Origin of the sequence: Dokdonella soli, assembly GCF_039523175.1 — a bacterium.
Lineage (GTDB): Bacteria > Pseudomonadota > Gammaproteobacteria > Xanthomonadales > Rhodanobacteraceae > Dokdonella_A > Dokdonella_A soli.
Window position 1 is genome coordinate 234,312 of record NZ_BAAAEU010000001.1, and the last position, 15,932, is coordinate 250,243.

Annotated in this window: 14 protein-coding genes and 2 tRNA genes; all 16 read right to left on the reverse strand. The window is 64.1% G+C overall.

The features are described 5' to 3' along the window. Window positions 1-77: 77 nt before the first annotated feature. A tRNA-Met gene (locus ABD002_RS01075) sits at window positions 78-154 on the reverse strand. 52 nt (window positions 155-206) lie between these two features. After that, window positions 207-1,691: an NADH-quinone oxidoreductase subunit NuoN gene (gene nuoN, locus ABD002_RS01080; protein ID WP_343786255.1), complete on the reverse strand. Its 1,485-nt coding sequence runs from the start codon at window positions 1,689-1,691 to the stop codon at window positions 207-209. A gap of 10 nt (window positions 1,692-1,701) precedes the next feature. Beyond that, a complete protein-coding gene (locus tag ABD002_RS01085; protein WP_343786257.1) occupies window positions 1,702-3,204 on the reverse strand; it encodes an NADH-quinone oxidoreductase subunit M in 1,503 nt (500 codons plus the stop codon). Window positions 3,205-3,368: 164 nt separating this feature from the next. Next, complete coding sequence (gene nuoL / locus ABD002_RS01090; protein WP_343786259.1) at window positions 3,369-5,441, reverse strand: NADH-quinone oxidoreductase subunit L; 2,073 nt, start codon at window positions 5,439-5,441, stop codon at window positions 3,369-3,371. 3 nt (window positions 5,442-5,444) lie between these two features. After that, on the reverse strand, window positions 5,445-5,750 hold the full coding sequence (gene nuoK, locus ABD002_RS01095) for an NADH-quinone oxidoreductase subunit NuoK (protein WP_343786261.1): 306 nt from the start codon (window positions 5,748-5,750) through the stop codon (window positions 5,445-5,447). Continuing rightward, window positions 5,747-6,376: an NADH-quinone oxidoreductase subunit J gene (locus tag ABD002_RS01100; protein ID WP_343786263.1), complete on the reverse strand. Its 630-nt coding sequence runs from the start codon at window positions 6,374-6,376 to the stop codon at window positions 5,747-5,749. The genes nuoK and ABD002_RS01100 overlap by 4 nt, the downstream gene beginning before the upstream one ends. Window positions 6,377-6,638: 262 nt before the next feature. Continuing rightward, window positions 6,639-7,127: an NADH-quinone oxidoreductase subunit NuoI gene (gene nuoI / locus ABD002_RS01105; protein WP_343786265.1), complete on the reverse strand. Its 489-nt coding sequence runs from the start codon at window positions 7,125-7,127 to the stop codon at window positions 6,639-6,641. Window positions 7,128-7,138: 11 nt separating this feature from the next. Further along, a complete protein-coding gene (nuoH, locus tag ABD002_RS01110) occupies window positions 7,139-8,131 on the reverse strand; it encodes an NADH-quinone oxidoreductase subunit NuoH (protein ID WP_343786727.1) in 993 nt (330 codons plus the stop codon). 64 nt (window positions 8,132-8,195) lie between these two features. Beyond that, window positions 8,196-10,574: an NADH-quinone oxidoreductase subunit NuoG gene (gene nuoG / locus ABD002_RS01115; RefSeq protein WP_343786267.1), complete on the reverse strand. Its 2,379-nt coding sequence runs from the start codon at window positions 10,572-10,574 to the stop codon at window positions 8,196-8,198. 118 nt (window positions 10,575-10,692) lie between these two features. Next, window positions 10,693-12,003: an NADH-quinone oxidoreductase subunit NuoF gene (nuoF, locus tag ABD002_RS01120; RefSeq protein WP_343786269.1), complete on the reverse strand. Its 1,311-nt coding sequence runs from the start codon at window positions 12,001-12,003 to the stop codon at window positions 10,693-10,695. Window positions 12,004-12,120: 117 nt separating this feature from the next. Beyond that, window positions 12,121-12,648, reverse strand: a complete 528-nt coding sequence (nuoE, locus tag ABD002_RS01125; RefSeq protein WP_343786271.1) for an NADH-quinone oxidoreductase subunit NuoE — start codon at window positions 12,646-12,648, stop codon at window positions 12,121-12,123. Window positions 12,649-12,799: 151 nt separating this feature from the next. After that, window positions 12,800-14,086 carry an NADH-quinone oxidoreductase subunit D gene (locus tag ABD002_RS01130; RefSeq protein ID WP_343786273.1) on the reverse strand — a complete coding sequence of 429 codons (1,287 nt, stop codon included), beginning with the start codon at window positions 14,084-14,086 and terminating at the stop codon, window positions 12,800-12,802. After that, window positions 14,058-14,813, reverse strand: a complete 756-nt coding sequence (locus ABD002_RS01135; protein WP_343786275.1) for an NADH-quinone oxidoreductase subunit C — start codon at window positions 14,811-14,813, stop codon at window positions 14,058-14,060. The genes ABD002_RS01130 and ABD002_RS01135 overlap by 29 nt, the downstream gene beginning before the upstream one ends. Window positions 14,814-14,823: 10 nt before the next feature. Then, entirely contained in the window at window positions 14,824-15,378 is a 555-nt protein-coding gene (locus tag ABD002_RS01140; RefSeq protein ID WP_343786277.1) for a NuoB/complex I 20 kDa subunit family protein, read from the reverse strand. Beyond that, window positions 15,369-15,725 (reverse strand): NADH-quinone oxidoreductase subunit A, encoded by a 357-nt coding sequence (locus ABD002_RS01145; RefSeq protein ID WP_343786279.1) that lies wholly within the window; start codon window positions 15,723-15,725, stop codon window positions 15,369-15,371. Before ABD002_RS01145 ends, ABD002_RS01140 begins: the two co-directional genes overlap by 10 nt. Before the next feature lie 120 nt (window positions 15,726-15,845). Continuing rightward, a tRNA-Leu gene (locus tag ABD002_RS01150) sits at window positions 15,846-15,930 on the reverse strand. Window positions 15,931-15,932 lie beyond the last annotated feature (2 nt).

Genomic DNA, 15,932 nt, shown 5'->3' on the forward strand with positions numbered 1-15,932 from the left:
AACACCGGCATGCCGCGCATCCTGCGCTCACGTTCAACACAGAAAAGGCCACGCGAAGTGGCCTTGTCCGTTAGACCTGGTAGCGGGGGCAGGATTTGAACCTGCGACCTTCGGGTTATGAGCCCGACGAGCTGCCAGACTGCTCCACCCCGCACCGAGCTACGCAGTTTAACGACAACCGCGCATTCAGGCAAGCTTTTATCCGCTTATTTGGGGATATCCGCCGCGACCGCGAGCGCGCTATTGCACCAATCGAGCAACGGGCCCCAGGCGACGCCGAGCGCCAGCAGCGCGAGGCCGTTGATCGACAGCGCCCAGCGGAACGAGCGGTCGCCCGGCAACGCGAGCGGCGTGTCGTCCTGCGGCGCGTCGAAGTACATGACCTTGACCACGCGCAGGTAGTAGTAGAGGCCGATGATCGCGAACACGATCGCGACGATCGCGAGCCAGAGCTGGCCGGCGTCGATGACCGCCTTCAGCACCATGAGCTTGGCGAAGAAGCCGAACAGCGGCGGCACGCCGGCAAGCGAGAACATCGCGATCGCCATGACCGCGGCATACCACGGGTTGCGCTGGTTCAGGCCCTTGAAGTCGTCGATCTCCTCGGCCTCGAAACCGGCTCGCGCGAGCAGCATGATCATGCCGAACGCGACCGCGGCCATCAGCGCATAGCTGATCATGTAGAACATCGCTGCCGCATAGCCGATCGCGCTGCCGTTGACGAAACCGAGCAGCAGGAAGCCGATGTGCGAGATCGTCGAGTACGCGAGCATGCGCTTCAGGTTGCTCTGCGCGATCGCGAACACGTTGCCGATCGCGAGCGACAGCACGGCCAGTACCGACAGCATCAGCGTCCAGTGCGCGTGCATGCCGCCCATCGCGCCTTCGAGCAGGCGGTAGGTCATGCCGAATGCGGCGAGCTTGGAGGCCGAGCCGATGAACAGCGTGATCGCGGTCGGGGCGCCCTGGTAGACGTCCGGCAGCCACATGTGGAACGGCGCAGCACCGAGCTTGAACGCAGCGCCGACGACCAGGAACACGAGGCCGAACGCGAGCAGGGTCCGGTGCGGGCTGCCCTCGGAAAAATCGGCGACCGCATGGATCTTCGCGAGATCCAGCGTGCCGGTCGCCCCGTAGATCATCGACATGCCGTACAGCAGCAGACCCGAAGCGAGCGCGCCGAGCACGAAGTACTTGATCGCCGCTTCCGCCGACACTGCCGAGTCGCGGTTCAGTGCGACCAGCGCGTACGAACTCAGGGTCAGCAGTTCGAGGCCGAGATAGAGCGTGACCAGGCTGCCGGCAGAGACCAGCAGCATCATGCCGATCGTCGCGAACAGCAGCAGCAGGTAGAACTCGCCGACGAACAGCTTCCGGTCGCGCAGATAGTCACGGCTGTAGACGAAGACCAGACCGGTCGTCAGCAGCACGAACAGCTTCAGCACGGTCGCCACGCCATCGCGCAGGAACATGTCGTTGAACGCGGCGATGCTCTGCCCTTGCGCAGGTGCGTCGCGCCATACCAGCGCGCCGGTGATCAGCAGAGCGAGCAGCGACAACCAATGCGTCGCGTCGCGCTGGGCGGGCTTCAGGAACAGGTCGATCAGCAGGATCGCGCAGGTCGCACCGAGCAGGAACAGCTCGGGCAGCATGGCGAGAAGATCATTCGGATTGAAGCTGAATTCGGTCATGTCGTGCGACTCACGCCTTGGCCAGACCGAGCTGCTGCACGATCTGCAGCACCGCCGGTTCCATCAGATCGGTCAGCGGCTTCGGGTAGACGCCGACCGCGAGCACCGCGATCGCGAACGCGCCGAGCACGATCCATTCGCGCGCGTCGAGATCCTTCATCTTCGCGACCTTGTCGTTGCCGATCTCGCCGAACACGACGCGCTTGACCAACCACAACGTGTAGGCGGCGCCGATGATCAGCGTGAACGCGGCGAGCAGCGCGATCAGCGGGCTGTCCTGGAACGCAGCCAGGATCACCATGAACTCGCCGACGAAGCCACTGGTGCCGGGCAGGCCGCAGTTCGCCATCGCGAACAGCACCATGAACGCGGCGAACCACGGCATCACGTTCACGATGCCGCCGTAGTCCTTGATCATGCGCGTGTGCAGGCGGTCGTACATGACGCCGATGCACGAGAACATCGCCCCGGAGATGAAGCCGTGCGAGACCATCTGCACCATCGCACCCTGCAGGCCGAGACGTGCACCGAGCGGATTGCCGGTCACGCGCACCAGTGCGAGCGCGATGAAGATGCCGAGCGTGACGAAGCCCATGTGCGCGATCGACGAGTACGCGATCAGCTTCTTCATGTCTTCCTGCACCAGCGCGACGTAGCCGATGTAGATGATCGCGATCAGCGACATCGCGATCACCACCCAGGCGTATTCCTGGCTTGCGTCCGGCGTGATCGGCAGCGAGAAGCGGATGAAGCCGTAGCCACCGACCTTCAGCATGATCGCGGCCAGGATCACCGAACCGCCGGTCGGTGCCTCGACGTGCGCATCCGGCAACCAGGTGTGCACCGGCCACATCGGCACCTTGATCGCGAAGCCGGCCAGGAACGCGAAGAACAGCCACGCCTGTTCCCTGGGGTTCAAGTCGGCATGCGCGAACGCGGCCAGCGAGAACTCGCCGGTCTTCACATGCAGGTAAATCAGCGCGACCAGCATGAAGATCGAGCCGAGGAAGGTGTAGATGAAGAACTTCAGCGTCGCGTAGACGCGCCGCGGACCGCCCCAGATGCCGATGATGATGAACATCGGGATCAGCATGCCCTCGAAGAACACGTAGAACAGCAGCGCATCGGTCGCGGCGAACACACCGATCAGCAGGCCCTCGAGCGCGAGCATCGCGGCCATGTACTGCGAGACGCGCTCCTCGATCGGACCCCATGAGCCGATGATCACCAGCACGCTGGTGAACGCGGTCAACACGATCAGCGCGATCGAGATGCCGTCGACACCGAGCGCATAGTTCGCGTGCAGCGCCTGGATCCACGGCAGGTTCTCGACGAACTGCATGCCGGGCACCGACGGTGCGTAGCCGGTCCAGAGCGGAATCGAGAGCACGAAGGTCGCCAGCGCAACGACGAGCGAAAGCCAGCGCGCGGCGTTCGGCTGCCGGCCAAATCCGAGCACGGCAATCCCGCCGAGGATCGGCAGCCAGATCAGGAGACTCAACAACGAATGCATTCTCAGTCGTTCCCGTATGTTTCTTCTTGCCGTCATTCCGGCGAAGGCCGAAATCCAGTGCCACTAATTCAAGTTTGACGAGCTGGTTTCACCAAGCAACCGTCCATGGTGCGCCCGCCGGCCCGCGCATCCGTGCGCGGTCGCTCGCGGGGGCGCGATGCGCTTCAACGCATCGCGCCAAAACCCCCGCTCGCCCACCACACGCCGCCGAGCAGCGCGATCAGGCCGAGGATCATTGCGAAGGCATAGTGGTAGAGATAGCCGGACTGCAGCCAGCGCACCGTCGCAGCGGTGCGGTTGACCAGCGCCGCGGAACCGTCGATGGCCACGCCGTCGATCACGCCGACATCGCCGCCCTTCCACAGACCACGACCGAGCGCGACACCGCCGCGCGCGAACACCATCTGGTACAGCTCGTCGACCCAGTACTTGTGTGCGAGCAGGCTGTAGAGCGGATGCAGTGATTTCTTAGCCTTGTCGGCGATGCCCGGGTTCAGCAACCAGATATACGTCGCGACGGCGAAGCCCGCGAACGCGATCCAGAACGGCGCCTGCGTGAAGCCGTGCAGCAGCATCGCGAGCGGCCCGTGGAATTCGTGGCCGAGTTCGCCGAGCACATTGTTCGCCTCATTGACGCGGATCGCACCGCCGAACCAGTCGCCGAACAGCATCGGACCGATCGTGCTCCAGCCGACCAGCACGGACGGGATCGCGAGCAGCACCAGCGGCAGCGTGATCACCCACGGCGACTCGTGCGGCGGATGGTCGAGATGGCCCGGTTCATGTCCCGGTTCTTCCTGCGGTGCGTGCTCGTTGCCGTTGTTGTTCTGGTGCGCGGCGTGCTTGCCGTGCCCGACGACGAAGCGCTCCTTGCCGTGGAAGGTCATGTAGAGCAGGCGGAAACTGTACAGTGCGGTCACGAACACGCCGGCCATCACGCAGAAGTAGGCGTAGCCGGAGCCGAAGCGGTGCGACTCACCGACTGCCTCGATGATCGCGTCCTTCGAGAAGAAACCGGCAAAGCCCGGTGCACCGGCCAGCGCGAGCGAACCCAGCCACATCGTGATCCAGGTGACCGGCATGTACTTCTTCAGGCCGCCCATGTAGCGCATGTCCTGCTCGTGATGCATCGCGACGATCACCGAGCCGGCGCCGAGGAAGAGCAATGCCTTGAAGAACGCATGCGTCATCAGGTGGTAGACGCCGCCGGCGTACGCGGACACGCCGAGCGCGACCGTCATGTAGCCGAGCTGCGACAGCGTCGAATACGCAACCACGCGCTTGATGTCGTTCTGAACGATGCCAATCAATCCGGTGAACAGCGCAGTGGTCGCGCCGATGATCAGCACGAACGACAGCGCAGTGTCGCTGAGTTCGAACAGCGGCGACATGCGCGCGACCATGAAGATGCCGGCGGTCACCATCGTTGCCGCATGGATCAGCGCCGAGATCGGGGTCGGGCCTTCCATCGAATCGGGCAGCCACACGTGCAGCGGCACCTGCGCGGACTTGCCCATCGCGCCGATGAACAGGCAGATGCAGATGAGGGTCGCGATATGCCACGGATGGCCGGCGAAGATCTCGACGGTCTTCGTACCAGCCGCCGGATCAAGCGCACCGGCAAACACCTGCGCATAGTCGAGCGAGCCGAACCAGAACAGCACACCGGCGATGCCGAGCAGGAAACCGAAATCACCGACGCGGTTGACCAGGAACGCCTTCAGGTTCGCGAAGATCGCGGTCGGGCGCTTGAACCAGAAGCCGATCAGCAGATACGAAACGAGTCCGACCGCTTCCCAGCCGAAGAACAGCTGCAGGAAGTTGTTGCTCATCACCAGCATCAGCATCGAGAACGTGAACAGCGCGATGTAGCTGAAGAAGCGCGAGAAGCCGTCGTCATCGGCCATGTAGCCGATCGTGTAGATGTGCACCATCAGCGAGACGAAGGTGACGACGACCATCATCATCGCGGTCAGGCGGTCGACCAGGAAGCCGACATGCGCGCCGAAACCACCGACCTGGAACCAGGTGTAGAGGTCCTGGTTGAAAGTCCCTGCCCCGCCCCAGACCAACTGGTACAGCACGTGGAACGACAGCACGCAGGACAGCGCGACGCCGGCGATCGTGACGCCCGCGGCGCCGACGCGCCCGATCTGGTTGCGGAACAGTCCTGCGACGACCGCGCCGAACAGCGGCGCGAGCACGATGAGGAGGAGAAGGGTTTTCGAGAGAACCATCTGTTAGCCCTTCAAGCTGTCGATTTCGTCGACGTTGATCGTGGCGCGGTTGCGGAACAGCACGACCAGGATCGCGAGACCGATCGCGGACTCGGCCGCGGCGACGGTGAGGATGAAGAACACGAACACCTGCCCCGACGGATCGCCGAGGTAGCGCGAGAACGCGACGAAGTTCGTGTTCACCGCGAGCAGCATCAGCTCGATCGCCATCAGCAGCACGATCACGTTCTTGCGATTGATGAAGATGCCGGCGACGGCGACGCAGAACAGGATCGCGCCGAGGGTCAGGAAATGGGCGAGCGTGATCATGGCGCGGGCGACTCCGGATGGGAGGCAACGGGTTTCTCGGCGGCCATCTTGACGATGCGGATGCGGTCGCGCGGCTCGACGCGAACCTGGCGGCCCGGATCCTGCGTCTTGGTGCCGGTGCGGCGGCGCAGGGTCAGCGGCACCGCGGCCACGATCGCAACGGTCAGGATCAGTGCAGCGACCTCGAACGGCAGCAGGAACTGGCTGAACAGCGCGCTCGCGAGCCATGTGGTGTTCGACATGCCGGCCGCCGCGGCCGGATCGACGGACGGCGCAACTTCGGTCACGCGCACGCCGATCAGGCTCAGCATCTCGACCAGCATCACGATGGCGACCAGGAGACCGACCGGCAGCGCGCGCATGAAACCTTCACGCAACGGGTCGAGGTCGAGGTCGAGCATCATCACCACGAACAGGAACAGCACCATCACCGCGCCGACGTAGACCAGCACCAGCGCGATCGCGAGGAACTCGGCGTCAGCGAGCAGCCAGGTGCAGGCGGTCGAGAAGAACGTGAGTACGAGGCACAGCGCCGCATGCACCGGGTTGCGCACCGAGATCACGGCCAGTGCCGCGCCGACCGTGATCGCCGCGAACGCGTAGAAGCAGATCAGTTGGAAGGTCATGCCGCTGCTCCAACGTACGACGTGTTGACTCCCTCTCCCCCAACGGCTCCACCGTTGGGGGAGAGGGTTGGGGTGAGGGGGCGAGGCGTCACGCGAACGAAACCATCGCGGTCTGCGACGCGCCCGCTACAAAACGCTGCGCATGACTGGATCTTCGTCAGCTTCACTGTCTCGCCTCTGTGGAGCCTCGCCCCCTCACCCAACCCTCTCCCCCGAGCAAGCTCGGGGGAGAGGGCATTCATGATTGCGCCATCGGTCGTGATCATCGGTACGCCGCATCCTGCGCACGATCGGCGGCAATCTGTTTCTCGAAGCGGTCGCCGATCGCCAGCAACTGCTGCTTGTTCACGACGTTCTCGCCACGCTTCTCGAAGTGGTATTCGTGGATCGAGGTCTCGACGATCGAATCGACCGGGCAGCTCTCTTCGCAGAAGCCGCAGTAGATGCACTTGAACAGGTCGATGTCGTAACGCGTGGTGCGTCGCGTACCGTCCTCGCGCGGCGCCGAGTCGATCGTGATCGCGAGCGCCGGGCACACCGCCTCGCACAGCTTGCACGCGATGCAGCGCTCCTCGCCGTTCGGGTAGCGGCGCAGCGCATGCAAACCACGAAAGCGGTTCGACTTCGGGATGTGCTCCATCGGATAGCGCACCGTGTACTTCGGGCGCCACAGATACTTGAAGGTCAGCACGAGGCCGCCGATCAGTTCCAGCAGGAGAAGACTCTTGAGATAGCTTGTGACTCGATTCATTGCCATTGGCCTCAAGCGCCCGTCCCGGCCCAGCCGAGGTACTTCATGCAACCCGCGACGAACACCCACACGATCGTGATCGGGATGAAGACCTTCCAGCCGAGCCGCATGATCTGGTCATAGCGGTAGCGCGGGAAGCTCGCGCGAAACCAGACATACGCGGTCGCGAAAAAGAATGCCTTGGCGCAGAGCCACCACCAGCCCGGCGCACCCAGCGCGCCCCAGGACTGCGGAAAGATCGACAGCCAGCCCCCGAGGAACAGGATCGGCGCCAGGAACGAGATCAGGATCATGTTCGCGTATTCGGTCAGGAAGAACACCGCGAACGGCGCCCCCGAATACTCGACGTGGAAACCGGCGACGATCTCCGACTCACCTTCGGCCACGTCGAACGGCGCGCGGTTCGTCTCGGCCACGCCGGACACGAAGTAGATGATGAACATCGGCAGCAACGGCCACATGAACCAATTGCCGATGCCGAAGCGTCCCGCCTGGGCGTTGACGATGTCGGACAGATTCAGGCTGCCGGCGAGGATCAGCACGCTGACCAGCGAGAAGCCCATCGCGATCTCGTAGGACACGGTCTGCGCCGCCGCGCGCATCGCGCCGAGCATCGCGTAGCGTGAGTTCGAGGCCCAGCCGGCGAGGATGATGCCGTACACGCCCATCGAGGTCATCGCAAGCAAGAACAGCAGGCCCGCGTTCGCATTCGACCAGGCCTTGTGGTCGCCGAACGGAATCACCGACCAGGCCGCGAAGCCCGGAATCAACGCCCACAGCGGCGCGAGCAGGAACAGCTTCTTGCTCGCGTTGGCCGGATAGATGACTTCCTTCAGCAGCAGCTTGAACACGTCGGCGAAGGTCTGCGCGAGACCGAACGGTCCGACCTTGTTCGGCCCCATGCGCACATGCATCCAGCCGATGACCTTGCGCTCCCACCACACGTACATCGCGACCGCGATGATCAGCGGCAGCAGCGGGAACACGAACAGGCTGAGCGCCATCGTCAGCGTCGGGAAGGTCGTGGCGCACCAGTGGTAGGCGTCGATGATCCAGTTCATGTCGTCGTTACGCCTTCACGATGTCGAGGGCGCCGCCGTAGGGCGGCAGGCTCGCGGTCGCGGCATGGCCGGCCTCGACCCAGGCGCCGCCTCGCGGGACGCGTGTCGAAAGCTCGACCGGTAGCGCGACGCCGGACACGCGTGCGTTCGCGCCGTTGCCCAGACCGAGCGCCAGCGCATCTTCCGGATGCAGGGTGACGCAAGCGGAGCGGTTAAGCGGATGCGCCTGCAGCGCAGGCGTGCGGCGCAGAACCGCGTCGGCGCGGTAGATCGCGGTGGTCGCGATGCGCGCGAACTTGCCTGCAAGAACCGACGTAGGAGTGGCTTCAGCCGCGATGCCTTGTCGTTGCGCCATCGTTGTCGGGATCGCGGCTGAAGCCGCTCCTGCGGAAGCAGCAGCCATCTGCGCACGCACCTCGTCGATCTCGGTGAAGCCGAAGCCGTCGAGCGAAAGCGCGGAGCCGAGTGCGCGCAGGACCTTCCAACCCGGTCGCGCATCGCCCGGCAGCTTCGCCGCCGCAGCGAGCGTCTGCACGCTGCCATCGAGGTTCGTGTAGCTGCCGTCGATTTCCGGTGGCAGGCCAATTGGCAGCACGGCATGCGCGGTGCGCTGCACGCCCTTGCAGGCATAGGCGCCGATGTAGACGTGGAAATCCGCCGTGCTGCGTGCGTGATCGTAGGCAGCCGGCGCGCTGGTGTCCTGCGAACCCGCGTGATAGACGATCAGATGCTTCGGCGGCTTCGCCAGCATCGCCGCCGCGTCGCGGCCGCCGGCGCGCGGCAACACACCGGCGCGCGACAGGCCGAGCGCATTCGCACCGGCCGGAATCTCGTTGTAGGCGGAGTTCGTTGCCTTGGCGACGAAGCGCGCCGCGGCACGCAGCCACGAAGCGGCCGGATGCTGCACGGCCGATTCGCCGAGAATCACGACCGAAGCGCTGGCGTCCGCGAGTTGCTTGATCAGCGCCTGCGTCGACGCATCGGCCGCGAGTCCTGCGATCGCCTGCGCCAGCGCGGACGACTCCGGCAGATGGCCTGCGTTGTTGGCTGCCTTGGCCAGCGCGAGCAACGCATCGACCAGCGCATGCGGCGCCGCGATGGTCTTGCCGGCCAGCTCGAAGTTGAACTCGAAATCCAGCGGGTTGATCGCGTAGACCTTCGCGCCGGCCCTCGCCGCCTTGCGAATGCGATGGTTGAGCAGCGGAATCTCGTGACGCGGATTGCAGCCGACCAGCAGGATCGTCTTCGCCTTCTCGATCTCGGCGACCGGCATCTCGAACGGCGTTGCGACCGGCGCGTCGGCGAAATCCAGCGTGCGCAGGCGGTGATCGATATGGTCGCTGCCGAGGCCGCGCAGCAGCTGCGCGAGCAGATGGCCCTCCTCGTTCGAGGTCAACGGCGCGACCAGCGCGCCGACGTCACCACCGGCCTGGCGCAGGCGATCGGCGACGAACGCGAGCGCTTCTGCCCATGTCGTCTCGACCAGCTCGCCGTTCCTTCGGATCATCGGTTTCTGCGCGCGATCCGCGGCGCGGAGCCCGTCGTTCGAATAGCGGTCGCGGTCCGACAGCCAGCATTCGTTGATCGCTTCGTTGTCGCGCGGCACGGCACGCAGCACTTCGCCACGGCGCGTGTGCAGCCAGAGGTTCGAGCCGAGTGCGTCGTGGTAGCCGATCGATTCGCGCGCGATCAGTTCCCAAGCGCGCGCCTTGAACCGGAACGGCTTGTTGGTCAGCGCGCCGACCGGGCAGACGTCGATCACGTTGCCGGACAGTTCGCTCATCAGCGGCTTGCCGACGTAGGTGCCGATCTGCAGGCGCTCGCCGCGTTCCATGCCGCCGAGTTCGTAGGTGCCGGCGACATCGGCCATCACGCGCACGCAGCGCGTGCACTGGATGCAACGCGTCATCTCGGTTTCGACCAGCGGGCCGAGATCCTCGTCCGGAATCGTGCGCTTCTGCTCGACGAAGCGGCTGACCGAGCGGCCATAGCCCATCGACAGGTCCTGCAACTCGCACTCGCCGCCCTGGTCGCAGATCGGGCAGTCGAGCGGATGATTGATCAGCAGGAACTCCATCACGTTGCGCTGCGCGGACAGCGCGCGCTGCGACTGGGTCTGGATCTTCATGCCGTCGGCGACCGGCGTCGCACAGGCCGGCTGCGGCTTCGGCATCGGCTTGCCGCCCATCTCGACCTCGACCATGCACATGCGGCAGTTCGCGGCGATCGGCAGCTTGTCGTGATAGCAGAAACGCGGAATCGCGATGCCGGCCTTGTCGGCGGCCTGGATGATCATCGAGTTCTTCGGCACGACCAGCGAACGGCCGTCGATCTCGACGGTGACGTGATCCGGCGGAACCGCGGGGGCTGCGGGCTGCGCGCTCATCGGGCGACTCCTCGCGGAGTGGCGATTGGTGATTGGTGATTGGTGATTCGGAAAAGCGACAAGGAAGCCGCGCTCCCGCTTTTGCGAATCACGAATGACGAATGACGAATCACGGTCTTCATGCCGCGACTCCCAGCTTCTGGTCGACGATCGAATGCCCGTTCTTGATGAAATACTCGAACTCGTTCCAGTAGTGACGCAACATGCCCTGTACCGGCCACGCGGCCGCTTCGCCGAACGCGCAGATCGTGTGACCTTCGATCTGACCGGCGGCCTGCTTGAGGATGTCAAGATCCCCGAGCTCAGCCCTGCCCTCGACGATGCGGGTCAGCATGCGATACATCCAGCCGGTGCCTTCGCGACACGGCGTGCACTGGCCGCAGGATTCGGCGAAATAGAAGCGCGCGATGCGCTGGCAGGCGCGCACCATGCAGGTGGTCTCATCCATCACGATGACCGCGCCGGAGCCGAGACCCGAGCCGGCCTTCTGGATAGAGTCGTAGTCCATGGTCAGGCCCATCATCGTCTCGGCCGGCAGCACCGGCATCGACGAACCGCCCGGAATCACCGCCTTCAGCTGGTGGCCGTTGCGCACGCCGCCGGCCATCTCGAGCAGGTCCTTGAACGGCGTGCCGAGGCGGATCTCGTAGTTGCCCGGCTTGTTGACATGGCCGGACACCGAGAAGATCTTCGGGCCGCCGTTGTTCGGCTTGCCGACATTGAGGAACCAGTCGGCACCCTTGTTGAGGATCGCCGGCACCGAGGCGTAGGTCTCGGTGTTGTTGATCGTGGTCGGCTTGCCGTAGAGGCCGAAGTTGGCCGGGAACGGCGGCTTGAAGCGCGGCTGGCCCTTCTTGCCTTCGAGCGACTCCATCAGCGCGGTTTCCTCACCGCAGATGTAGGCGCCCGCGCCCAGCGCGTTGTGGATGTCGACGTCGATGCCCGAACCCTGAATGTTCTTGCCGAGCAAGCCCGCCGCGTACGCATCCTTCAGCGCCTGCTCGATATGCTCGAACGGCTCATGGTGGAATTCGCCGCGCAAGTAGTTGTAGGCAACGGTCGACCCGGTCGCATAGCACGCAATCGCGAGCCCCTCGACGACCGCATGCGGATTGAAACGCAGGATGTCGCGGTCCTTGCAGGTGCCGGGCTCCGATTCATCCGAATTGCACAGGATGTACTTCTGCATCGTGCTTTTCGGCATGAACGACCACTTGAGACCGGTCGGGAAGCCGGCGCCGCCGCGCCCGCGCAAGCCGCTCTTCTTGAGCTCGTCGATGATCGTGGCCGGGTCGGGCTTCTCGGCGAGGATCTTCTTCCACGCCTTGTAGCCGTCGACCTTCAGATAGTTGTCCAGCGTCCACGGCTGCTCGAAATGCAGTGTCGTGTAGACGACCTGGTGTTCCTGTGGGGCGGGACCGTATGCCATTGACCTGGGTTCGCTTCGATTTCGCGCTTGCGTTTTGTAGGAGCGGCTTCAGCCGCGATGTTCTTGCTCTGCGTGTACAAAGAAAAGGCATCGCGGCTGAAGCCGCTCCTACAATTCCTATTTCAGATTGTCGAGAATCGCATCGACCTTCGCGATGTCCAGCTTCTCGTGGTAGTGACCGTTGACGACCATCATCGGCGCGCCACAGCACGCGGCCAGGCACTCCTCTTCCTTCTTGAGGTAGATGCGACCGTCCTTGCTGCTCTCGCCGAGCTTGATGCCGTATTTCTGCTCGCAATGGCGCACGATGTCCTCGGCGCCGTTGAGCCAGCACGAGATGTTCGTGCAGATCGCGACGTTGTTGCGCGCGACCGGCTTCGTCTCGAACATCGAGTAGAACGTCGCGACCTCATAGCCCCAGACCTGCGGCAGGCCGAGGTAACGCGTGACGGCGGTGATCAGCTCGTCGGTCAGATGACCGCCGTTCTGTTCCTGCGCAGCCCACAGGCCCTGGATCAGCGCCGAGCGCTTGCGATCCGGCGGGAACTTGGCCACCCAATGGTCGATATGCTCGCGCGTATGCGCATTCAACGCGACCTGCGGGTCGACATCCTTGACCTGCTCGTAAGTGCCGGTCGCTTTCATGGCGCGCACCGATCTTCCAAAGCCTTGTGAAACACTCCCACCGTTCGTGCTGAGGTATCGAAGCACGAACGAGCGTCGTGCCGTTCACCCTTCGATACCTCAGGGCGAACGGTATGGGACGTCTGCGCGAACATCAGAAAAATCCAAGCGCTCATCGATCAACCTCGCCAAACACGACGTCGTAGGTGCCGATCATCGCGACGACGTCGGGCAGCATGTGGCCGCTCACGATCGCGTCCATCGACGACAGATGCACGAAGCTCGGCGCACGGCACTTCAGGCGGAACGGCTTGTTTGCGCCGTCGGACACCAGATAGATGCCGAACTCGCCCTTCGGCGCCTCGACCGCGGCGTAGGTTTCACCGGCGGGCACGCAATAGCCTTCGGTGAACAGTTTGAAGTGATGGATCAGCGCTTCCATGTCGTCTTTCATCTCGACACGGGACGGCGGCGCGACCTTGAAGTTCCTGACCATGACCGGGCCGGGATTCGCGCGCAGCCAGTCGACGCACTGCTTGATGATGCGGTTGGACTGACGCATCTCCTCGACTCTCACGAGGTAACGGTCGTAGCAGTCGCCTTTCACGCCGACCGGAATATCGAAGTCGACTTCGGCGTACTTCGCGTACGGCTGCTTCTTGCGCAGGTCCCATTCGACGCCGGATCCGCGCAGCATCGGGCCCGACATGCCCCAGGCCAGCGCCTGCTCGGGCGAGATGATGCCGATGTCGACGGTGCGCTGTTTCCAGATGCGGTTTCCGGTCAGCAGCGTCTCGTATTCGTCGACGCGGCGCGGGAAATCGGCGGTGAACGCATCGAGGAAATCGAGCATCGAACCGCCGCGCCATTCGTTCAGGCGCTCGAGGTCCTTGCCCTTGTGCCACTTCGACTCGTTGTACTTCGGCATCTGTTCCGGCAGGTCGCGGTAGACGCCGCCAGGACGATAGTAGGTCGCGTGCATGCGCGCGCCGGAGACCGCCTCGTAGCAGTCCATCAGCTCCTCGCGCTCGCGGAACGCGTAAAGGAACACCGCCATCGCACCGAGATCGAGTCCGTTCGAACCGACCCACATCAGGTGGTTCAGGATGCGCGTGATCTCGTCGAACATCGTGCGGATCCACTGCGCACGCTCCGGCACCTCGACGCCCAGCAGGTTCTCGATCGCGCGCACGTAGGCATGCTCGTTGCACATCATCGAGACGTAATCGAGGCGATCCATGTAGCCGATCGACTGGTTGTACGGCTTGGACTCTGCCAGCTTCTCGGTCGCGCGATGCAGCAGGCCGATGTGCGGATCGGCGCGCACGATCGTCTCGCCGTCCATCTCCAGCACCAGACGCAGCACGCCGTGCGCGGCTGGATGCTGCGGGCCGAAATTCATCGTGTAGTTGCGGATTTCCTGCATGGCTTTACTTTGCTCCGGCCTTGCGCTCGGCATCCGCCTGCTCGTAGCGCGAATCGTCGCGGATCGTGCGCGGCACCAGCACGCGCGGCTCGACCGAAGTCACCGGCTCGTACACGACGCGCTTCTTCTCCGGGTCGTAGCGCACCTCGACATTGCCGATCAGCGGGAAATCCTTGCGGAACGGATGGCCGACGAAACCGTAGTCGGTAAGCAGGCGGCGCAGGTCCGGATGGCCCTCGAACAGGATGCCGTAGAGATCGAACGCCTCGCGTTCGAACCAGTCCACGCTCGACCAGATGCCGATCAGCGACGGCACGCTCGGCAGGTCATCGTCCGCGCAATGCGCGCGCAGGCGCACGCGCCGGTTGTGCCTGACCGACAGCAGATGCACGACGACCGCAAAACGATGCGGGATATGCGTATTGCGCGGCCGGTTCGCCCAGTTGAAGCGCCCCGGGCCCTCACCCTCGACACCGCGCGAGAACCCTTCGGACGACACGTCGGTGGTATCCCACTCGACCTCGCCGTAGGACAGGTAATCGACGCCGCACACGTCCATTGCCTGCTCGAAATGCAGCTCCGGATCGTCGCGCAGGATCGTGGCGACGGCGAGCCAGTTTTCCGGCAGCACCTCGATCGTGATCTCGCCACGCGTCTCGTCGAGCCGGACCAGCTTCTGGCCGAGCTTCGCCTCGAGCTTCTGCGCGAACGCGGATCGCCCATTGGCAGCGCCGTCGATTGCAGCGGTGTTGTCGCTCATGCCGTGACCCTCAGCGCGCGATCGTGTTGGTACGGCGGATCTTCTTCTGCAACTGCAGAATGCCGTGGATCAGCGCCTCCGCGGTCGGCGGACAGCCCGGCACGTAGATGTCGACCGGCACGATGCGGTCGCAGCCGCGCACGACCGCATACGAATAATGGTAGTAGCCGCCGCCGTTCGCGCAGCTGCCCATCGAGATGACCCATTTCGGATCGGGCATCTGGTCATAGACCTTGCGCAGCGCCGGCGCCATCTTGTTGACCAGCGTACCGGCGACGATCATCACGTCGGACTGACGCGGGCTCGGCCGGAAGATCACGCCGTAGCGGTCCAGATCGAGGCGCGCGGCGCCCGCGTGCATCATCTCGACCGCGCAGCAGGCGAGGCCGAACGTCATCGGCCACATCGAGCCGGTGCGCGCCCAGTTGATCAGGTCATCAAGACGCGCAGTCGCGAAACCGCGCTGCAGCAGCGGGTTGTCATCGCCCGGGCGCAGGATGTCGTCGACGACATTGACCGGCGCCGGGTTGTGCATCGTCTCGCTGAGGCGATCGATCATTCCCATTCGAGCGCCCCTTTCTTCCAGACGTAGACGAAGCCGAGCACCAGCAGCGCGAGGAACATGCCCATCTCGATCAACCCGAGCAGACCGAGCTTCGAGAACACGGTCGCCCACGGGAACACGAACGCGATTTCGAGATCGAAGATGATGAACAGGATCGCGAACAGGTAATAGCGCACGTCGAAACGCATGCGCGCGTCCTCGAACGCCTCGAAGCCGCACTCGTACGGTGAGGCTTTCTCGGATTCGGGTCGGCGTGGTCCGAGCAGGTTGCCGATCACGATCAGCGCGACGCCGACCACGGCAGAGACCACGAGGAACAGCAGGACCGGGAAATACTCGGTCAGCACACACACCTCCGCGCCGTTGGCGCATCAGCGATCGCGGCGGCGCAGCCGACGCGACGACGGTAAAGATGACCTGGCGGAAAGACTCCGGACATCGCGTCCGGAGTCATCCGACAGATCGAGTGGTGCCCAAGAGAGGACTCGAACCTCCACGGGTTTCCCCGCTACCACCTCAAGGTAGTGCGTCTACCAATTCCGCCACCTGGGCAC